The 22198-nt window shown below is 43.3% G+C and carries 17 protein-coding genes; 2 read left to right on the forward strand and 15 right to left on the reverse strand.

The window, feature by feature from the left end; translation table 11 throughout:
• Positions 1-18: 18 nt before the first annotated feature.
• From CLV57_RS13725 to CLV57_RS13760, 8 genes are all read right to left on the reverse strand, one after another.
• The gene (locus tag CLV57_RS13725) at positions 19-822 is read right to left on the reverse strand and encodes a hypothetical protein (protein WP_157799162.1); all 804 of its coding nucleotides are present in this window, start codon (positions 820-822) and stop codon (positions 19-21) included.
• Positions 823-878: 56 nt separating this feature from the next.
• Positions 879-1862, reverse strand: a complete 984-nt coding sequence (locus CLV57_RS13730; protein ID WP_100341957.1) for an aldo/keto reductase — start codon at positions 1860-1862, stop codon at positions 879-881.
• Positions 1863-1902: 40 nt separating this feature from the next.
• Positions 1903-2310 (reverse strand): EVE domain-containing protein, encoded by a 408-nt coding sequence (locus CLV57_RS13735; RefSeq protein WP_100341958.1) that lies wholly within the window; start codon positions 2308-2310, stop codon positions 1903-1905.
• A 148-nt stretch (positions 2311-2458) separates the two neighbouring features.
• Positions 2459-3475 (reverse strand): PorP/SprF family type IX secretion system membrane protein, encoded by a 1017-nt coding sequence (locus tag CLV57_RS13740; RefSeq protein ID WP_100341959.1) that lies wholly within the window; start codon positions 3473-3475, stop codon positions 2459-2461.
• A gap of 150 nt (positions 3476-3625) precedes the next feature.
• Positions 3626-7231, reverse strand: a complete 3606-nt coding sequence (locus tag CLV57_RS18725) for a PKD domain-containing protein (protein WP_157799163.1) — start codon at positions 7229-7231, stop codon at positions 3626-3628.
• Between the two features lie 75 nt (positions 7232-7306).
• Positions 7307-7753, reverse strand: a complete 447-nt coding sequence (locus tag CLV57_RS13750; RefSeq protein ID WP_100341961.1) for a response regulator — start codon at positions 7751-7753, stop codon at positions 7307-7309.
• A gap of 147 nt (positions 7754-7900) precedes the next feature.
• On the reverse strand, positions 7901-9682 hold the full coding sequence (locus CLV57_RS13755; RefSeq protein ID WP_100341962.1) for an ABC transporter ATP-binding protein: 1782 nt from the start codon (positions 9680-9682) through the stop codon (positions 7901-7903).
• On the reverse strand, positions 9666-11411 hold the full coding sequence (locus CLV57_RS13760) for an ABC transporter ATP-binding protein (protein WP_100341963.1): 1746 nt from the start codon (positions 11409-11411) through the stop codon (positions 9666-9668). Before CLV57_RS13760 ends, CLV57_RS13755 begins: the two co-directional genes overlap by 17 nt.
• A gap of 162 nt (positions 11412-11573) precedes the next feature.
• Here CLV57_RS13760 and CLV57_RS13765 point away from each other — a divergent pair, with 162 nt between their 5' ends.
• Positions 11574-11795, forward strand: a complete 222-nt coding sequence (locus CLV57_RS13765; RefSeq protein ID WP_100341964.1) for a CDGSH iron-sulfur domain-containing protein — start codon at positions 11574-11576, stop codon at positions 11793-11795.
• 70 nt (positions 11796-11865) lie between these two features.
• On the opposite strand, the gene CLV57_RS13770 is transcribed toward CLV57_RS13765, so the two are convergent.
• The gene (locus CLV57_RS13770) at positions 11866-12900 is read right to left on the reverse strand and encodes an aldo/keto reductase (RefSeq protein WP_100341965.1); all 1035 of its coding nucleotides are present in this window, start codon (positions 12898-12900) and stop codon (positions 11866-11868) included.
• A gap of 747 nt (positions 12901-13647) precedes the next feature.
• Between CLV57_RS13770 and CLV57_RS13775 the strand changes: the two genes are divergently transcribed.
• A complete protein-coding gene (locus CLV57_RS13775) occupies positions 13648-14505 on the forward strand; it encodes a sugar phosphate isomerase/epimerase family protein (protein ID WP_211290076.1) in 858 nt (285 codons plus the stop codon).
• Here the strand turns inward: CLV57_RS13775 and ilvA are convergent, their stop codons facing one another.
• The 6 genes from ilvA to CLV57_RS13805 form a co-directional block, all read right to left on the reverse strand.
• Positions 14506-15744 (reverse strand): threonine ammonia-lyase IlvA, encoded by a 1239-nt coding sequence (gene ilvA / locus CLV57_RS13780; RefSeq protein WP_100341966.1) that lies wholly within the window; start codon positions 15742-15744, stop codon positions 14506-14508.
• Between the two features lie 156 nt (positions 15745-15900).
• Complete coding sequence (leuB, locus tag CLV57_RS13785) at positions 15901-16959, reverse strand: 3-isopropylmalate dehydrogenase (protein WP_100341967.1); 1059 nt, start codon at positions 16957-16959, stop codon at positions 15901-15903.
• A gap of 128 nt (positions 16960-17087) precedes the next feature.
• On the reverse strand, positions 17088-18605 hold the full coding sequence (locus CLV57_RS13790) for an alpha-isopropylmalate synthase regulatory domain-containing protein (protein WP_100341968.1): 1518 nt from the start codon (positions 18603-18605) through the stop codon (positions 17088-17090).
• 147 nt (positions 18606-18752) lie between these two features.
• Positions 18753-19349 carry a 3-isopropylmalate dehydratase small subunit gene (leuD, locus tag CLV57_RS13795; RefSeq protein WP_100341969.1) on the reverse strand — a complete coding sequence of 199 codons (597 nt, stop codon included), beginning with the start codon at positions 19347-19349 and terminating at the stop codon, positions 18753-18755.
• Positions 19350-19436: 87 nt separating this feature from the next.
• A complete protein-coding gene (gene leuC, locus CLV57_RS13800) occupies positions 19437-20846 on the reverse strand; it encodes a 3-isopropylmalate dehydratase large subunit (protein ID WP_100341970.1) in 1410 nt (469 codons plus the stop codon).
• Between the two features lie 70 nt (positions 20847-20916).
• Positions 20917-22083, reverse strand: a complete 1167-nt coding sequence (locus CLV57_RS13805; protein ID WP_100341971.1) for a 2-isopropylmalate synthase — start codon at positions 22081-22083, stop codon at positions 20917-20919.
• Positions 22084-22198 lie beyond the last annotated feature (115 nt).

Genomic DNA, 22198 nt, shown 5'->3' on the forward strand with positions numbered 1-22198 from the left:
CTAAATATAACTATTGCTTTATTTAGTAAACACATATTCGCCTGAAAAATCAGTCGGGACGCTTATCCCCTCACTCAAACCAGGCCGAAAATCTGATTTTCTCACATCAATGGCCGTTATAGTGCCGTTGTCGCTACGCGTAACAGTTACGCCGGGCATGTCATCTAATTTTATCCCGTTAACAATTACCGTATAAAAAATACCATTGTTAGCATTAACGAAAGGACTTATAAGTTTTCGGGATATCGCAAGTTCATAGTTGTAGTTCCCATCCTTATCAAAAGCTGAAGCTATAGTGATGCCGGCGGTATTATACACTGACAACAAAGTATCTACATTAGTAAACCCTCGGGTTCTTAAAAACTTTCCGTTTGCAGTAAGCTGTTTATTATTTGCTGCTATAAAGTAATCAATACTATCAACTGGTTTAGATTTTATGGTAAACGTAATAGCAGGTTTATTTTTATAATTAAATAAAGGAAAGGTGATAGTTGCAGCTGTGGTATCGTTCTTTTTTGCGCTGCTGCTCACTTTAAAGGTTATACCATTACTGATAATTTTGCGCATTGAACTTTCATCAGCGGCTTTTATAACGAGGTAGATATTTTCGGCATCATGCGCAATGGTATAAAAAACATCTGTAGCAATATTGTAAGCTTTAAAGTTCCATTCGCTGGTTTTACCATCAATTTTAACGCTTGCAGGTGCCCGCAAACTTCCCTCCTGTTTAACAGGCAATTTTTGAGCGTAGCCGTTAAATGAAGTAATTATTAAAACAAGAGCAAATAACAGCTTATATGCTTTAATCTCGGGAAGGCTCATATTTAAAATGGTTTGGTCGGTTAAAACTAAGAATTTAATTTTAACCGACCAAACCACTAATACACGCCTCTTATCTTGTTGTAAATTTCGGCATCGTACAACTTGCGCAGATCGCTAAAAGTTTGTGCCGATAAAGGCGGCAATGTAGATGCTTCAATATTGCTTTCAACCTGAGAAACTTTAGAAGCTCCGGGTATAACCGTAGTTACCTGCGGGTGGTCTAATATCCACCTGATAGACCATTGTGCCATCCGTTCGTCAGGCAGCATAGCGCCTATTTGTTGAGAGAACTTAACCCCTTCGTTAAACTCAACACCAGAGAAAGTTTCGCCAACATTGAACTTCTCGCCATTGGCGTTATAGTTACGGTGATCATTCTCTGCAAAACGGGTTTGTTGATTAAAACGGCCGGTTAATAAACCGCTGGCCAAAGGCACGCGTGCAATAATAGCTACGCCCTTCTCGGCTGCTTTGGCAAATACCTGGTCAGCGACATGCTGACGGAACAGGTTAAAAATGATCTGTAATGAAGCCAGTCCCTCCTGCTCCAAACATATCAAAGCTTCTTCGGATGTTTCAACGCTGGCACCAAAGTTAGCTATCAATCCCTCCTCCTTAAACTTGCGTAAATAGTCAAACACCTTGCCCAAGCGCATTTCTTCCGTAGGTATGCAATGCAACTGCTCTAAAAACAATTGCGGCACATCCAGGTGGCGTAATGAATCTTCCACTTGACGGCGCATGGCATCGTAAGTAAAGTTTTGCGGCCAGCCATTAGGCTCGTCGCCTCTACGGCCCAATTTAGTAGCTACATAAATTGGCTCATCAACAGTTTTTAAAAAACGGCCTATCACCTGCTCGCTCACGCCCATGCCGTATACATCAGCTGTATCAATAAAATTGCCGCCGCCGTCAACGTAGGCATTTAAAATAGCAAACGCGTCATCATCGCTAACATTCCCCCAGTCGGCGCTACCTAACTGCCAGGTGCCTAAGCCTACTTCAGCAACAGCTACATCTTTAAATTTTCTGTAATTCATATCTTTTAAATAACCCTGTAAGTACAGCGGTGTTTTTATATTATTCGTTTCCTAATTGCAGTATGTGATCAAACTCTTCCGGCTTAATGCTCGCAACCGATAGGCGACTTAATTTAATAAGTTGAATATCCTTAAGCATCGGGTCGGCTTTTATCTGGGCCAAAGTAACCGGCTTTTTCAGCGCTTCAACGGGTTCCAGTTCAACCACTACCCAGTTAGTATCTTCGGTAGTTGGATCCTGATATGCTTCTTTAACTATTTTGGCAATGCCTACCACTTCTTTACCCTCGTTACTGTGGTAAAACAAGGCCAGGTCGCCCTCTTTCATTTCGCGCAGATTGTTGCGAGCCTGGTAATTTCGTACACCATCCCAAAAGGTGCGGCCATCCTCATTAAATTTTTCCCAACTGTATTTATGCGGTTCTGACTTAACTAACCAATATTTCATATTTATTGATGATTTGCGGTAAAGCTATTTAAAAAGCAGGCGCGGTCAAACACCAATAAAAAAATTAGTAGATAAACCGAAATCTATGTGGCAACGCCAGGCAATTTTGGGGAAGATTATACGCTTGCTAAATAACTCAACAGCACTTTTAAAAACCGTGCTGAGGCGAAGTAACTTTGTAACGATTATTGAGCATCAATCCCAAGAATATCTCGTGGGTGCCACGGCTAACTGTATTTAGGGCTGATGTGGTGATATCATAACTATATCCCACGTTGATAAGGGAGCTCAGGTTAAAGCCGGCTAACAGCGCTGCGGCATCATTATGACGGTAGGAACCACCTATCCAAAATTTGTCCTGAAAGTTAAATTTACCGTTTATGTCAAATGTAAGTGGTACCGGATCTGTTCTTTTTACCATTACAGATGGCATAAAGGTGATTTCATCCGTCATGAACAATTTAGCGCCAGCAGTAAAATAAAAATGCGGAACGGTTTGGCTACCGGTTTTAGGGGCCTTTGTATTATTAAAATAATAGGTTTGAGGTAATATCTGCTTAGCAGATAAGCCAACAAAGTAATTAGACGAATATAACCATACACCCACACCTACGTCCGGTTTCCATTGGCTGTTATTGAAGCCGTTGGTAATAGCCGGATCATTTTGGTCGGTAAGGGTAAGCCCTTGGGTATTTAGGTTTAGTCGATTGAACCCTGCCATTACACCAACAGAAAGGTTCATCCGCGCAGTTAAGCCCAAGTGGTAAGCATAAGTTGCGGCTACGTTAGTTTGAGTAAAAGGCCCCGCCTTGTCAGTCATCACAATCGCACCAATACCGTGGTGCGGTTCTGCTGCCTGGTAGTTTTGCGTAAATAATCTGCTTGACGGATTGATTCCACCTTCAGCTAAAAAGCTGGTGGCATCTCCTTCAATAAAATTACGACCTATTGGCGCATTGATAGAAAGATAACTTGTTACGGGCGCTCCTTCTAAACCAACCCACTGGTTACGGTGCCCAACCTTTACATCGGTATAATTTTCAATACCGGTTACTGCAGGATTGAGTAAGTAGCTGTTAAAAATGTATTGTGTAAACTGTGGGAGTTGCTGTGCCATACCGGCACGCGCGCTTAGGATGAAAACAAAGAGTAAAATTTTTTTCATTTAGGAATAACTCCGCACTTATAAAGCAATTTTTTGGCTATGGCGATTTAATTACTGTAACTTTTACTTATTACTTTAAATACACCGAAACAATTATCGACGAATATAGCTTTTCTGACTTAATCATACTATAACCAACATAACTTTTTATCATTTAATAATACTTACATATCCTGATGTGGTTTTGCGTCCGCTACCGGGATCAATAATATAATAGTAGGTTCCCATTGGCAAATTTCCGCCGCCGCGGGTACCATCCCACGGTATGCCGTACCCTCTTGAGGAGAAAACCTTTTCCCCGCTGCGACTAAATATATCCACCTTTACATTCGGATACATATCTAAATATTTGATCTCCCACCTGTCGTTTATCCCATCATTGTTAGGCGTAAATGCATTAGGGATAAGCGGCGTTTTTAAAACTTTTACAAAAAAAGATTTCACGGCTGTACATCCTTTATCGGATGTTACTGTCAACGTGTAGGTTATGTCTTCTTTAGGACTGGCATATGGTTTGGCAATAGTAGCATCGCTCAGCGTTGCATCCGGCGACCAGCTATATTTCAAGGTACCAGAACTTATACTCACATTTGGCTTTAATAACAATGTTTGCCCTTCCAACATGCCGTATTGCTCGTCATCCTGAATTACCGGTATTGGATTAACCACAATGTTAAAATTAGTTGTGTAAGTGCATGCGGTACCGTCAGCAGTGAAAACATACTTGATATTAAACGTACCGGTGCCAGATAACGACGGATCAAACTTGCCGGCAGATGTTATTCCGGTGCCGGTAAACGTACCCGAGCCCTGGTATATACCCTTATCCTCATGTATCGTAATATCTCCATTGTCGCTACAAAGTACAATATCGCTTGTTATAGGGGCGTTATTATAAACCAACGTTATCGTGGGGTTTGCATTGATGACAATGTTATCATCAAAAACATTTGTACATGATTGGCTATCGCCCGAGTAAGCAATCAATTTAACATGGAAGGTTTTACTGGCCGGCGTATTGAATAAGCCATAACTATGGTTATACAAACCATCGGCATGCATTGCACTTGAATTGAAGGTTTCAGATATCTCCGGATGGTTATCGTAATCAAAATACCAGGTAAGTTTAGTAATGTTTCCAAAACTCGGGGCAGAAAGATCTTTAAAAACAATATCACTTCCACTACAATTATTCAACACCTCAAATTTAGCTTTTGGTGTAGCGCCATTTACAGTAAACTGTTTCTGTATAACGGTTTTACAATTGTATTTTGATGTAACAGTCAGGGTCACTGTATAAATTCCGGACGCGCTGTATTTGTGCTGGGCATTTTTCAAATTAGAAGTATTATTTGCCGCAGATGAATTACTATCACCAAAATTCCACGCATAAGTAAACTCGGCCTCTGTGTGGTCGGCAATAGTACTCAGGTCATTAAACTTAGCCACATCATCAAGGCAGGCATCGGGCAGGGTAAAATCAACAACCGGCAACGGATGTATAGTGATGAGTTTTTGATAAGTGGCGGTGCATCCTTTATCAGTGGTAATTAAAAGCTTTACATTATAATCTTTAGCAATGGTAAAAGTATGCCCGAATGTTGCTGCAGTTGCATACTCTTCAACGGGCGTACCATCGTTAAAATCCCACTTCCAGCTAACAATGTTGCCATCAGCAGATACTGATGTACTGGTAAATGAAACACTATTACCAACACAATCAAACCCCGTAGCATTAAATGAAGCCACCGGAAGTTTACTGATGTGCACAGTGCGTGTTGAAGTAACAGAACTGCAGCCATTGTTATCAACTACTATCAATGTAATCGTGTAATCGCCCGGAGCGGTATAGGTGTGCTTGGGGTTTTGTTCTGTTGATGTGGTGTTGTCTCCAAAATTCCACAACCATGATTTAGCATACGAGCCATCCGCTAATACCGACGCGTCTTTAAACTGCACAATATCGCCCAAACAATTATTTACCGGAGCGTCAATGGCGCTAACAGGCTTAGCTGTACTTTCAAAAAAGAATTGTACTTCCTGGTCAGATCCGCAATCGTCTGCTACCGGGTTAAATACTGTTGCCGTAGCTACATAATTGCCTTGGGGGTAAATAACGCTGCCCGGGTACTCGTAATTATAAAGGGTTTTACCGGCTACCGTTGAAGTTGATTTAGCTATGGGGTTAGTTTGTAACATGGCCGGGCTGCCATTGTCCAGGTCCCAGCTTATGCGTGTAGTTTGATAGGGCAACGTTAACTGCAACTTATAAGCCGAACCGCTGCATGCCGCGGTTAATGTTTTAGTATCATTAGCTACATCTGTAAAAACAAGATGCGTGTTCAGGTCAACCTGATTGGTTCCTGCCGCGTAACCGTATGACTCGGTACTGCCAAAACCATAAGCTATTGCATTAAATGGCTTATCTGCTTTTAGTGTGTGTGTGCCCGAGGTAACAGAACCACCTCTGTTTGCCGACGGGCCCGATGATACTGAAATTTGTGCATAAGAATATTCGGGGCGGCCGGGAACAGTAATGAATGACGTATAAGGCGCGCCATCCAACGTAAACGAGTTTACGGCGCTGGTGGGTATAACTACGTTGATATAGCTGGATATGATATTGTAATACCCGGTTGAGTAAAGTGTAACCTTGTCCAGGCCTTGCTCAATGGGACTGAGGTAGATCATCTCTGGGTCTCCAACATCTCCCTGAACCCTGGTGCAATTAGGGCCCTGTCCCTGTGTAACTGCATATTGAACTACCTGTACAGGTTTATCTGCCGATACAAAATTTGTAGTGGTGGATGAAAACTCGTAATATAAGTTATTAGTAAATTGGTTTGCCGGTATCACTGCGCCGTTAAGCGTTACCTGCGTTGCAGGATCGCTTAGTATTATACGGTAAACATCATATGGGCGCGACTTTAAAGGTGCAGTGACATAATTTTTCCCCCAGGTAGTTGTAGCGTAAACCTGTTGAAATAAATTATCAGACGTAAGCTGTGCAGGCGCAGAACAGCCGATGCCTATTTTACTGCTGCCCGAAAATACAGCTATACGTTTACAACTTCCGGCAGCACTACTTACAGACTTTATACGGGTGCCGGTAAGATCAGTATTTGATAGTGCCTGATATACTTCCCCCTTTTTCAGATTAACGGTAAAGGTTACTCCTTTTGGCTCGCCGTTCAAAAGTTGCTCTGACGGGGTTATTTCAACGGAAGTGTTATCTTCTGTGGCTATTATAGCCATTGTGGAGTAAGCGGCCCCCTCTTGTACTTCGGCATTTGATAACTGCTTGTAATTAATAGACATGTAGTCTTTGCCTAACGCACTCACCGGTAAAAGCAACGTTGCGCCTGATACTGACGAAGCGTAAATGTGCCCATATACAGCAATTGGCTTTAATGATTTGATATGAATACCTTTTAAAAACTGACCCTGGCTACCCACAAACGCACCCGCCGGAATATTAACCATTGTTACAGCGTTGGCGGTTACAGAGAAATTTTCGGTGAATGACCCGTCTGCAACATCAACCGTTCCGGTAGTTGATAAGTCTGACGTTATGTACAGTATCATACTACTTGGACCCATATTGCCTCCGCCACCTGATGGCGGACGGATATGATCCATATACAGTGTCCAAAACTCTGTTCCTTTATTGCTTGTGCCCTGCGCAAGCCCATCTCCCCAACAAAACAGCAACAACGCTACGATGCAGGTACAATATACCGTCCTGAAGTTTATCAAGTACTTAAAATAATTTAGGGGACTTGTAAAAAGTCAGCTAAATATACATACTTAAAAAACACAATAACAATACTGTTACAATAACTTTTTTAGAGATTCAATTTCGGCAAGGGCTAACTTGAGTTTTGCGGTAAGGTCTTTATTTTCGCGGCGCAGCCTGTATATCTCCATGGCGTTACTGATGTACATTTTCAGCTCATCATTTTGCCATGGCTTAACTATATATTTATAAACCTGCCCACGATTAATGGCATCCATTACAGCATTAATATCTGCAAAGCCGGTCAGTAATATCCTGATGGTATCAGGATAAACGTTAAGTATTGATTCCAGGAATTCAATACCTGTCATAACCGGCATCCGGTGGTCAGTTATTATAACACCAATTTCATTTGCGTCTAATATCTTTCTTCCCTCTTTTGCTGATATTGCTGTAAAAACTTCAAAATCGCGTCTGAAAGATGCTTTAAAACTATTTAAGTTATTAATCTCGTCGTCAATATATAAAACTCCAACTGCCATAATTATTTACCAAGCACGGGTAATTATACATCATTAAAATTAATAGAAAGCACGACTAAGCGTTTTTTGTACACATTCTGCACCAAAAGTCAGTATTTAAGATTATTTATGCTAAATGCTGCAAATCAGCACTAACTAATTAATGAGTTAACTAACGCGTTTGTTATTTAGCAACAATCCCATTGCATCATCAAACGAGCCTGCCCGCACAACCTCTCCTCCGTTCACAAAAAATATCTCGTCGGCATTTTCTATGGTATTTAAACGGTGCGCTATAATAACCCGTGTGGTATGTTGCGGAAGGTTATTTAATATTTCGCTTAGCAGTTTTTCGGTGATAGTATCAATATTGGCAGTCGCCTCGTCCAGGATCAACAGATCGGGATTGCGTAAAACCGCCCGCATAAAAGCTATCAATTGCTTTTGCCCCAGACTAATGCTATTGCCGGCAGATAATACCTGGGTTTCTAAACCTGCATCAAACATTGCTAACAGTTTGCCTAATCCTGCATTCTTAATGGCTTCCTCTAATTGCACATCTGTGTATCCGGCATACGCTTCATTTCCGTATAGAATATTCTCGCGCACAGTTCCGGTGAACAGAAAAGGCTCCTGCAAAATAAACCCTATTTTTTTTGAGCGATCGGTAGGTTGGTAACTGCGTATATCTTTACCATTTAACAAAACATTACCGCTTGTTGGGTCATATAACCGGGCTATTAACGATGCTGTTGTTGTTTTGCCGCCGCCGGTAGGTCCAACCAAAGCGTAAGTTTTGCCGCGCTCCATTTTAAAATTGATGTTGTGCAGTATTTCGTTATCGCCATAGGCAAAATGCACATTTTTAAAATCAAGTAACGCAGTTGAATTATTCACGCTGTTATCAGTTACCGTAGCGAGGTCTGTTTCCATATCTAATATTTGCGATATTCGGTCCCACCCTGCCATAGCTACCTGGAAATTGGCCCATAGCGTAGCCAGCTGACGCAACGGATTATAAAAGTTGGTGGTGTACGAAAAATAACTTATCAGCAAGCCAACCGTGAACTCGCCCTCGCTTATCAGGTAAATACCATAGGTTAACACCGCAAGCTGCGCGAAACTGGCAAACAGCGTATAAACCGGCATAAATATATTATTGGCTAAGCCAGCACCAATAGCCGTTTTATAATTCTGCTGATTGGCAACATCAAATCGCTTTCTAAAGTAGTCGCGACGGTTAAACGCGATGATGACTTTAAAATTGTTCAGGCTTTCCTGTATTTCGGCACTCATGCCCCCCACACTTTTCAGGTTGCGGGCATTGGTACGCTTTACCCATGGCGACACAACAGTGGTGAACAGCAATATCAATAACCCCGGAGCCAGTGCAGCAGCGCCTAATTTTAAATTAATAGCCAACAAAAATATGCCCGCACCCACCATGGTGGCAATGCTACCAATAAACTGCATTAACGACTGCGAAAAGAACTGATTGATCTTATCGGTATCATTGTTTACACGTGAGATCAGATCGCCGGCTTTGTTTTGGTTGAAGAAAGCCACCGGCAACTGCTGTAACTTATTAAAGATGGCGTTTCGCAATGTAAACAACATGCGCTGCCCTACCCCGCCCATTAAACGTGTTTGCAAATAGCTGCTCACCAACGTAATCAGGTAAATGCCTAATAGCATGGCGCAGTTCATTAATACACCATGATACCGTTCTGCGGAGCTTATGTGTTCGTCAGCCTTAACCACATAGTTATCTAATGTATGGCCAATAATGTAAGGACCTAACAGGTTCAGCCCGGAGTTGACCAGAATAGCGCAAAGCGCGAACAAAAGATTTTTCCTCTCGTGTGCTATCAATTGCAGCAGCTTTTTTAAGCCGCTGTATATAGATGTTTTTTGCTGAGCGCCGGCAAGTTGATTAAGATCGTAGTTCATAGTTGCTGGTGCTTTGTTGTGAATTAAATATCTGTACGTACTCAGGGCTGCTGCTCATCAACTCAGCGTGTGTACCCTCTGCTACCATCTCGCCATCCATCAATACGATGATCTTATCATAATGCTCAATGGCCGCTATTTTTTGGGTAACTGATATAAGCGTAGTGCCCGGATAATTGAGCTGTACATTAGCCAGTATTTTCTGCTCGGTAGCGGTATCAACACGCGCTGTAAAATCATCCAGCAATAAAACCTTTGGATTAACAGCCAGTGCCCTTGCCAACATTATACGCTGCTTTTGTCCGCCAGACAGGCTCGAGCCACGCTCGGAAACAACAGTATTTAACTTATCAGGCAGGGTGTTTATAAAGTCGGCCAGTTCTGCGGTCTCAATAGCTTTTTGCAGCGATTCATCAGTAACCGTATCGCTAAAAGCGATATTCTCGCGCACGCTCATATTGAATATAATGCTATCCTGAAATACAAATCCAACCTGACGGTGGAAGGACTTGCTATTGTAAGTTTCGATGCTTTTCATATCAAATTCAACGGTACCTTCGGTAGCCGGTATTAGTCCGGTAAGCAGGTAAAGCAATTGCGTTTTGCCCGCTGCTGTAGGGCCAATAATGGCTATTTTGGCACCGGCCTTAATATCAAGAGATATATTTTTCAATGCTGGTTTCTCCCCGTAGATCACGCTTACATTATTTAGTGCAACGTTGCCTTGCAACTGTGCGGTATCCACTCCTTTCTCTTCGGTATCAGGCGCGTTTAACACAGCGCTAAGCCTTTGGAAAGATTCTGTTGCCTGGGCAATGATATTGCTCATAAAACCTATCACCAAAATGGGGAAAATGAGCATAATAAGGTAGCTGTTAAAGGCTGAGAAATCGCCCAGCGTCATGGTGCCGTTGATAACATAATGCCCTCCCAAGGCCAATATAATCAACATACTCATGTTGGCGGTGAACGTAATTACAGGCACCAGCCCTGCAAAAAGTTTAAGGATGCTCAGACCAAAATCGCGCGCCTTGCTGTTGGCTTCCAGAAACTTCATCGTCTCGAGGTTTTGCGAATTAATCACCCTGATGAGTGCTGCGCCCAGGATACTTTCGTTAATGATCTTATTCAGCCAGTCAATCACCTCGCGGCTTTGTTTGAACAGTACCTTTACCTTTTTCAGCACATAAAAAAAGGTGCCGCCAATGATTGGGATAATGGCTATTACGGTGAGCCCCAGTTGCCAGTTAATACTTAACAGCAATGCACTCGCACCGAAAATGATCACCAACGACGATACAATTGATACAATAGCCTGCGATACAAACAGCTTGATAGAATCTGCATCAGCAGTGAGGTTGGTAAGCAGCTTTGACGGGTTGGCCTGCTCAATAAAGGCGTGGCTCTGGCGGGAGATCTTATCGGCCAGGCGTGTGCGCAAATCGCGGGCTACACGTTCTGAGGCGTATGTTTGTATCACACTTTGCAGGTATCCGAATATAAACACCAGCACAACTGCTATGCTGAACTCGGTAAGCACCGAATTTAAATCAAATGTTTTATGGGTGTAGGCATCTATGCCATTGGCAATTATGCGGGGCAGCAGCAGGTTAATGCCGTTGCTGAGCAACCCCAGTACAATAAGCAATATTACCAAACCGCGATACGGTTTAAGCAAACTACCAATACCTGGTGGCTTGGGCGCGTTAGATGGGGGTATGTTAGGCATGGTGGTTTTTAATGAGCGGTCAAAAATACTAAAGCTTACTCTTACAGACGACTATCCTGCCAAAACATTTTAAATAGCCTTTAGATACATTCTGAATTACACAAAACACCAATAACCATAAGGGCCGCACGCTATCTTTGGCGCTCATATTAAAACTAAAACATGGCAACTAAACTAACCATTAACAATAACGGATCAGTAAAAATTGACGGCGATTTTGAAATTGTAGACATGCAGGGCAATGCATACGGTTTGCAGGGCCGTACGGTGGTATCTATCTGCCGTTGTGGCCTTTCAGCCAACAAACCATTTTGCGATGGCTCACACAAAGGGCACTTTGAGCATAACGCTGTAGCTTTTGATCTGCCACCGCGTAAGGTATAATTCCATCTCACAACAAATAGCCCCGCATCGTACTTACGACTGCGGGGCTATTTCAATTTTAATTGATCTGTTATTTGTACAAGTTAGGTATTGGGTTAAGTTTGGTGTTTTGACGCTGATGCCAGTACGGATAAACAGGGTCTCTGTTACTTGCGGCATCCAATTTTTTAAGCTGGTCAACTGTCAGGTTCCATCCTACCGCCCCTAAGTTTTGTTTTAACTGCTCCTCGTTACGGGCTCCTATTATCAGGTTTACTACGGTTGGCCTTTGCAGCAGCCAGTTCAAGGCTACTTGCGAAATACTTTTACCTGTTTCCTCTGCCACTTCATCCAGTGCATCAACAATAGTATACAAATGCTCAAAATCAGTAGCCGGGCCGTGACCGCCACCCTGTGTGATACGATTATCGGCAGGCAATTCTACACCGCGGCGATATTTGCCGGTTAACCTGCCTGATGATAACGGGCTCCAAACAATAGTGCTTACCTTTTGGTCAACGCCCAGCGGCATCAGTTCCCATTCAAACTCACGGTCAAGCAGCGAATAATAAGCCTGATGCGCCACATAACGCGCCCAGCCATAACGCTCAGAAACCGACAGCGATTTCATTAAATGCCAGCCCGAAAAGTTAGAGCAGGCAATGTAACGTATTTTACCAGCCGTGATGAGGTCTTGCAGGGCGTGTAGGGTTTCTTCAACCGGCGTATTACCGTCAAAGCCGTGCATATGGTAAACATCAATATGATCAACCCCCAGGCGTTTTAAACTGGCTTCGCACTCTCTAATTAGGTTATAGCGCGATGAACCTACATCATTTGGATTGTCGCTCATGGGGAAGGTAGCTTTGGTTGATATCAACACCTTATCATGCAGCCCTTTAATGGCCTGTCCCAGTATTTCTTCGGATAATCCCCGAGAGTAAACATTGGCTGTATCAAACAGGGTTACCCCGGCATCCAGGCACAGGTTAACCATTCGCGTCGCCTCGGTAACATCCGTACTGCCCCAGGCTTTAAAAAATTCATTACCGCCGCCAAAGGTTGCTGTGCCAAAGCTCAGCACCGGCACAAAAAACCCTGATGCACCTAATTGTCTGTATTCCATAGTATGTTGTTGTTAATGTTGTAACGTAAAGTTAGCAGCCTTAGGCATCGAGTGGTTTCATGGATTTGTAAATTTGTTGTATTGTGTGAACTAAGATTAGCAGGACTTTTACGATGGTAGGATTATACACACGACTCCCTCCCACAAACGGTAGATGTTGCAAGCTCGCATTATAAAAAAAGGCCGGTTTTCCGGCCTTTTACATTTGATTTTAGTCTTTCTTAGAAGCTTTAACACAATTGGGAACTGTTTTCCCGTTCTTTTTCTTGGTACCTTCTTTTTTGTAGCCGGACCAACATGGGTCTTTTTTCTGTTTAGTTGCCATAGGTAGTATGTTTTTATGTGAGTAAAACAATTGCTGTACCATACAACCTGTGGTGATAGATTTAGTAGTTTGAACTTACTATCTGGACCATGATTTATTGGATTGAAAGGGTTTCAGGATTGTCCGAACTAAGATTGAAGGGATTTTTAGGATGATAGGATTATATATAAAAATCCCAGCTCAACTGGTCCAAGTTTTTTAACTTCGACCCAAAATGCAGCAAGCATTCTGCTTGCATTAAGTTTCGAGCTTAAAATATTACAGGATTACTGTCCGAACAATGATTGCTGGATTATAGGATTGAATAATTTTTAAAAAGTACTAGTCAATCCCATCATCTTAAAAATCTTCTAATCTTAGTTCAGACAATTTGTTGCACTAACCATGCAAACACCTATATTGCCTTACCAAATTTACCTGTTATGAGTAACCGTTTTAAAGCAGCTTTTTGTGGCCTGCTGATGTTTTGTTGTTTAGGCGTTTATGCGCAAAGCGCTAAACTTTTCCCCGAGGCGCCTGGCCTTGTATCGTACACCTTCCGCAAGGAGTTTCAGAAAGATATGCCTGGCACATTGGATATGGTGAAAAAGAACGGCATTACAGATATGGAATTTTCTAACTTGTTTGGCCAAAAAGCGGAGTACATAAGGCAACTGTTAGATGAACGGGGTATAAAGTGCTCATCGTTTGGCGTGAGTTATGAAGATGCTGTTGGTAAACTGGATACAGTTGCGGTTAACGCAAAAAAGCTGGGTGCTAAATATGTACGCGTAGCCAGCATACCTCACAAAGGCACTTTTACTTTAGATGATGCTAAGAACGCTGTAACAACATTTAACGCCATTGGAAAGACGCTTAAAGAAAAATACGGCCTTACTTTTATTTACCACAACCACGGCTTTGAATTTGAACCTTATGAGGAAGGTACGCTGTATGACTACATTGTCAAAAACACCAACCCGCAATATGTAAGCTTTGAATTGGACATACTTTGGGCATTCTTCCCCGGCCATGATCCTGCCGAACTGCTGAAACGTTACCCTAAACGGTATAAAGCCATGCACTTAAAAGACCTAAACAAAGGCGTTAAAGGCGATATGACCGGCTGGACATCGCAGGAGAATGATGTGGTATTGGGTACAGGGCAGATCAACATTCCGGCAATTATTAAAGCTGCAAAAAAGGCTGGCATTGAGCATTATTATATTGAAGACGAAAGCAGCGCGTCGGTTACGCAAGTGCCGCAAAGCATCGCCTACCTGAACAGTTTGCCCAAATAGTTATACCAGGTATTCAAACAGCGTTTGCTCTTTGTTAAGCTCAATTATATCAAAGCGGTAATCTTTCATGCGTTGCAGTAGTCCGTTGTAGTCGACGCGGTTAGATAGCTCTATGCCTACCAGTGCCGGTCCCTGCTCCTTCTCAGTTTTCTTGATGAACTCAAAACGGGTAATATCATCCTGCGGACCAAGCACCTCGTTAACAAACAACTTCAAAGCACCGGGCCGCTGCGGAAAACGGACAATAAAGTAATGTTTCAACCCCTCGTATAATAACGACTTCTCCTTGATCTCGGCCATGCGGTCTATGTCATTATTACCTCCGCTGATTACACACACTACCTTTTTACCGATTATTTTATCACGGCACTCATCCAATACCGCAACAGATAATGCTCCGGCAGGTTCTACCACAATGGCATCTTCGTTATACAGGGTAAGTATGGTTGTACAGGCTTTACCTTCAGCAACGGTAAGCATATCGTCTAAAACGTTTTTGCAGATGTTGTAGGTAGCATCGCCTACGCGTTTAACGGCGGCGCCATCGACAAAACGGTTAATGATACCAAGGGTAACAGGTCCGCCGTTTTCCAGGGCTTCCAACATAGATGCTGCACCCTGCGGCTCCACGCCTATTATGCGGATGTTGGGATTTTGGCTTTTTAAATAAGTACCCACACCGGCAGAAAGTCCGCCGCCGCCAACGGGCATCACTACTACTTCAACACTCGGCAGATCTTCCAATATCTCCACGCCTACAGTGCCTTGTCCTTCAATAACGCTCAGGTTGTCAAAGGGCGGCACAAAGGTCATGTTGTTTTCGGCAGTATACTTTAGCGCTTCAGCAAGGCAATCATCAAAAGTATCTCCTACTAAAACTATTTGTACGTTACCATCGCCAAACATTTCGGTTTGTTTTACTTTTTGGCGAGGCGTGATCTCGGGCATAAATATTACACCCTTTATATTTAACTTTTTGCAGGAAAACGCCACGCCCTGCGCATGGTTGCCCGCGCTGGCACATACCACGCCACGGCTTAACTCATCAGCAGTTAGCTGACTGATCATGTTATAAGCGCCACGCAGTTTGTACGACCGCACCACCTGCATATCTTCGCGCTTTAAATAAACTTCGGCGTTGTATTTAGCAGATAGCTTTGGATGATAGATCAATGGTGTGTGCTTGGCTACACCTTTTAGCCGTTGTGCTGCTGCCTTTGAGTTTAATTGATCATCCATGGTGGTAAATATAGAAAAAATGAAAGTCATGCTGAACTTGTTTCAGCATCCCACATACTTAACAGGCCTTCACCTGTCAATGGGATGCCGAAATGAATTCGGCATGACTCACAACAATATTGGTAACTAATCTCTAATCACCAATTAACTAATCAACTATACATTAGCCGCCAGCCAATCACCAACTTCGCTGGTTTTGTAGGCTTTGTTTTTTCCGGCTAAGTCTTCGGTAACCACACCTTCAGCTAATGACTTGTTAACCACATCACGGATAGCAGCTGCTTCTGCAGTTAATCCAAATGCATCTTCAAACATCATAGCTGCTGAAAGCACAGTTGCCAGCGGGTTAGCAATATCCTTACCTGCTGCTTGCGGATACGAACCGTGTATTGGCTCATATAATGACGTGTGGATACCTTTTGATGCTGATGGCATTAAACCCATTGAACCTGAAATTACAGACGCCTCATCGGTTAAAATATCGCCAAACAGGTTTTCGGTGATCAATACGTCGTAGCTGTTAGGCCATTGTACCAAACGCATAGCAACCGCATCAACAAACTCGTAGCTTACGGTAACTTCCGGATAGTCTTTCTCCATAGCCTGTACCGTTTGTCTCCAAAGGCGTGATGTTTCCAACACGTTGGCTTTGTCAACGCAGCACAGTTTTTTACCACGGGTCATGGCCAGTTCAAAGCCTAATTTAGCTAAGCGGGTTACTTCTTCTTTGGTATAAGTACAAGTATCGTAAGCGGTATCGCCATCATCTCTGCGGCCACGCTCACCAAAATAAATACCACCTGTCAATTCGCGTAGAATGATCAAATCGGTACCTTCAATACGCTCGCGTTTAAGCGGAGAGTTATCGATCAATGATGGAAAAGTAAAAGTTGGACGCACGTTAGCGTACAGGCCCAACGCTTTACGCATTTTCAATAAACCTTGCTCAGGGCGCACTTTAGCGGTTGGATCGTTATCAAAACGTGGGTGACCAATAGCGCCGAACAATACAGCGTCAGCAGCCATACAAATTTCATGGGTTGCATCTGGGTAAGGCTCACCTACCGCGTCAATAGCGGCAGCGCCGGTTAAACCTGATGTCCATGCTATTTCGTGACCGAATTTTGCGGCCACAGCGTTTGATACTTTTACTGCCTGATCTATAACCTCAGGACCAATTCCGTCTCCTGCTAAAAGGGCGATGTTTAATTTCATTGTATGTTTTAGTGTAATGTTTATTTTAACTGTCATGCCGAACTTGTTTCGGCACCTCATCAGAAAAGTCCGCGACCTGTCTTATGGGATGCTGAAACAAGTTCAGCATGACGTGAACTATTTCTACTTCAAATTATATTCAGCATCTTTTCCGTAGCCTTAATAGCACATACTGTTTGATCTGAATCCAAACCGCGGGTTATAAATTTCCGTTGGTCTATCTCCCAGGTGATGATGGTCTCGCACAACGCATCGGTAGCACTACCGGGGGCAATGCGCACCACATAATCTATCAGTGTAGGGAGTCGCTTTTTCTTTTTGTTGTAAGCCTTGGTCAAAGCATTCATAAATGCGTCAAACTGGCCATCGCCCTGCGCATTCTCTTCAAACTTATCACCCTCAATATTCACCATAATTGTAGCTGATGGCCTTAAGCCTAAAGAGTGCATCAACACGTACGATTCGATTACAACCTTATTCTCATATAGACTGCTATCCAATACGTCGGATATAATATAAGGCAGATCCTCTTTGGTAACCGTCTCTTTTCTGTCGCCCAGCTCAATAACGCGTTGGGTTACTTTTTTCAGGTCGGCATCATTCAGTTTAAGGCCTAATTCCTGTAAGTTCTTTTCAATATTGGCTTTGCCTGATGTTTTGCCTAAAGCGTACTCTCGTTTACGACCGAAGCGCTCCGGAAGTAAGTCGTTAAAATAAAGGTTGTTCTTGTTGTCGCCATCGGCATGTATACCAGCAGTTTGGGTAAACACATTCTCGCCTACAATAGGTTTGTTAGCCGGGATACGTACCCCTGAGAATGTTTCCACCAGTTTACTTACCTGGTAAATAGAGGATTCTGCAATTTGTACCTCTACATCAGGCACAAAATCATGTAATACAGCAATAGCACTGGCTAATGGTGCGTTGCCCGCACGCTCACCCATACCGTTAACGGTTAGGTGCAAACCGTTAATACCTGCTTTTACCGCCTCTAAAACGTTGGCAGTACCCAGGTCATAATCATTATGTGCATGAAAATCAAAATGAAGCTTTGGATAGGTCTCTCTTATCTTGCTGATGAACAAAAAGGTTTCCAGCGGAGTAAGCACCCCCAAAGTATCAGGCAGCATAATACGTTTTACAGGCTGCGTGGCTAAAAAATCCAGATATTGGAACACATACTCCTGAGAATTACGCATGCCATTGCTCCAGTCTTCCAGGTAAACGTTGGTAGCTATGCCTTTAGCTGCGGCCTGCTCAATAACATTCTGTATATCGGCAAAGTGCTGCTCGGGTTTTTTTTTGAGCTGGTGCGTTAAATGGTTAAGCGAGCCCTTGGTTAACAGGTTTTGTACCTTAACACCGGCCTCCTGCATCCACCCAATTGAAACGCCATTGTCAACAAACGACAGTACTTCAATATTGCTTAAATAACCATGTTCGGCAGCCCAGTTGGTAATGGCTTTTACCGCCTGCAGTTCCCCGTCAGAAACACGGGCCGAGGCAACCTCCACGCGGTCAACCTTCAACTCTTCTAACAGCAGTTGTGCTATGGTTAATTTTTCTGATACTGAAAACGACACGCCCGAGGTTTGCTCACCATCGCGCAGTGTGGTATCCATTATCTCTATTTTTCTTCTTTCCATTGCTGGATATATATATAACGTAAAAGCGTTCCGTCAGGAAACGCTGTACATAACAGTCATGCCGAACCTGTTTCGGCACCTCACCCGAAAAGTCCGCGACCTGCCTGTGAGGTACTGAAACAAGTTCAGCATGACATGCATTTTTTCTTAAAACTCTTTCGCTTCGGCGAAAGCTTCAATATCAGGCTTAAGGCTTAACAGATAATCAATATCGTCAAAGCCGTTCAGCATGTTGTTCTTTTTGTATGAATTGATATCAAATGATTCTTTCTCGCCGGTAGGCACCAAAGTAATGGTTTGCTCCTGCAGGTTAACCTCTAATTCAGTTCTCGGATCTGAGTGGATAGCGGTAAATATCTTCTCCAAAAACTCCGGACTAACCTGTACGGGTAACACACCAATATTTAAGCTGTTTCCTTTAAAAATATCAGCGAAAAAACTGGATACTACGCAACGGAAGCCGTAATCATAAATTGCCCAGGCAGCATGCTCACGCGATGAACCTGAACCAAAGTTTTTACCGCCAACCAAAATTTTGCCGCTGTAAGTTGGGTTGTTCAGCACAAAATCCTGTTTAGGTGTATTGTCGCTGTTGTAACGCCAGTCGCGGAAAAGGTTGTCACCAAAACCAACACGCTCAGTAGCTTTCAAAAAGCGAGCAGGAATGATTTGGTCGGTATCTATATTTTCTATCGGAAGCGGCACTGCAGTGCTTCTCAATACTGTAAATTTATCGTATGCCATGTTTTTGTTAGATCATGGTTCATGGTTCATAGATCATGGTGTATGTAGCAAAAGAGCTATGAACCATGAACTACTAACTATGAACTACTATGCGTATTCCTCTGTTAATAATGTTCTTGGGTCGGTTACTACACCTGTTACGGCTGCTGCCGCTGCTACCAGCGGGCTGGCCAGCATGGTGCGCGCACCCGGACCCTGACGGCCTTCAAAGTTTCTGTTGGATGTACTTACCGCGTATTTACCTGCAGGAACCTTATCATCATTCATAGCCAAACAAGCTGAACAGCCTGGCTGACGCAGTGTAAAACCTGCTTCGGTTAAAATATCCAGTATACCTTCTTCTTTGATCTGGCTCTCTACAATGTGTGAACCGGGAACCAACCAAGCAGTAACATTATCCGCTTTATGGCGACCTTTTACCAAAGATGCGAATGCACGGAAATCTTCTATACGGCCATTGGTGCAGCTGCCTACAAATACGTAGTCAACCGGTTTACCAATCATATGGTCACCTTCATGGAAACCCATGTAATCTAATGATTTCTCATATGTAGCAACACCACCTTCTACCTGCTCAGCATCAGGGATATCGTTTGAGATACCGATACCCATACCAGGATTAGTACCGTAGGTGATCATTGGCTCAATTGCTGAACCATCAAAAGTATACTCTTTATCGAATACAGCGCCTTCGTCTGTTTTTAAAGTACGGTAGTATGCTTCTGCTTTTTCCCAAGCCTCGCCTTTAGGGCTAAACTCACGGCCTCTAACATAATTGATGGTAGTTTCATCAGGAGCAATCATGCCACCGCGTGCACCCATTTCAATGCTCAGGTTACAAACGGTCATACGGCCTTCCATTGTCATGTTCTCAAAAACTTCACCTGCGTACTCAACAAAGTAACCTGTTGCGCCTGATGTGGTTAACTGAGATATAATGAATAAGGCGACATCCTTAGGCGTAACGCCTTTACCTAATTTACCGGTAACGTTAATGCGCATTTTTTTAGGCTTAGGCTGCATAATACATTGCGAAGCCAAAACCATTTCAACTTCTGATGTACCAATACCGAAAGCAATGGCACCAAAAGCACCGTGCGTTGATGTATGCGAGTCGCCGCAAACAATGGTTGCGCCGGGCTGGGTAATACCATACTCAGGACCAACTACGTGAACAATACCATTTTTTTGATGACCTAAACCCCAGTGGCTAATACCATACTCGGCAGTGTTTGACTCAAGGGCTTTTAGCTGGTTAGCTGATAGCGGATCCTGAACCGGTAAGTGCTGGTTAATAGTTGGCGTGTTATGATCTGCTGTAGCGAACGTGCGCTCAGGATATAAAACTTTAACACCACGGCTTTTTAAACCTAAAAAGGCAACCGGACTGGTAACCTCATGAATAAGATGACGGTCGATGAAAACCACGTCAGGACCGCCTTCTATCTTGCGGATCACGTGGCTGTCCCACACCTTGTCAAATAATGTACTGCTCATTTTATGTTAGTTAATTTGTGATTGGTGATTAGTTTTGCTTTTTCACCTATCGCTTGTGTTTTTATTCAAATTAATTGCTCACTTTTTCACCAGTCATCAAGCCTACCAGATCATCATCGTTAATGTCCAGTTTGCTATCTGCCAGAACAAGGAAACGCTGATAAGCGTCGGCTAATTCTTCTTTGCTTAAGCTATAACCTAAACGCTCTAAGTGATATTTCAGCGCGTGGCGACCGCTGCGGGCGGTCAACACGATTGTCGCGCTTGGGAAACCAACATCTTCCGGACGGATGATCTCGTAATTTTCCCTGTTTTTCAAGAAACCGTCCTGATGTATACCAGAGCTATGCGCAAATGCATTGGCGCCTACTATAGCTTTATTAGGCTGCACAGGCATACGCATTTGCGTACTAACCATACGGCTTATTTCGTAAAAATTTTTGCTGTTGATATTGGTATGCAAACCTAATGACTGGTGCGTTTTCAGGATCATTACCACTTCTTCAATAGAAGTGTTACCGGCGCGTTCGCCAATACCATTAATGGTACCTTCAATTTGACGGGCACCATTCTGCAAACCCGCTACCGAGTTGGCAGTAGCCAAACCAAGGTCATTATGACAATGTACCGAGATGATGGCTTTATCAATATTTTTAACGTTCTCTTTCAGGAACTTTATTTTTTGGCCGTATTGATCGGGCAGGCAATAGCCATTCGTATCCGGAATGTTAACTACTGTAGCTCCTGCTGCAATAACAGCTTCAACCATTTGCGCCAGGAAGTAAATATCGGCTCGGCCGGCATCTTCGGCGTAAAATTCAATGTCTTCTACAGATTTTTTGGCGTATTTAACAGCTTCAACGGCACGCTCCAAAATCTCCTCGCGGGTACTGTTAAATTTATGCTTGATGTGCATGTCTGATGAGCCTATGCCGGTGTGTATGCGGGGATGTTTAGCATACTGCAAGGCTGCAACGGCGGCGTCAATGTCGCCTTTATTAGCGCGGGTAAGTGCGCATACGGTTGGGTGAGTTACAGCTTTTGATATTTCTACCACGCTCTGAAAATCGCCCGGGCTTGATATAGGGAAGCCTGCTTCTATAATGTCCACGCCCAGCGCCTCCAGTTCTCGGGCAATTTCAATCTTTTCGGGGGTTGTTAACTGGCAACCCGGTACCTGTTCGCCATCACGTAGCGTGGTATCAAAAACGTAGACTCGGTTGGGATCGTGCAACATGCTTTGTTAGATTTGAGATTTGAGACATGAGATTTGAGACTCAAGTCGCCATCGATTATTTTCTTCTTTGCTAAATACTGAAATGTAGATATGAGATGGTCTCACATCTCATATC

The organism is Mucilaginibacter auburnensis, assembly GCF_002797815.1.
GTDB classification, from domain to species: domain Bacteria; phylum Bacteroidota; class Bacteroidia; order Sphingobacteriales; family Sphingobacteriaceae; genus Mucilaginibacter; species Mucilaginibacter auburnensis.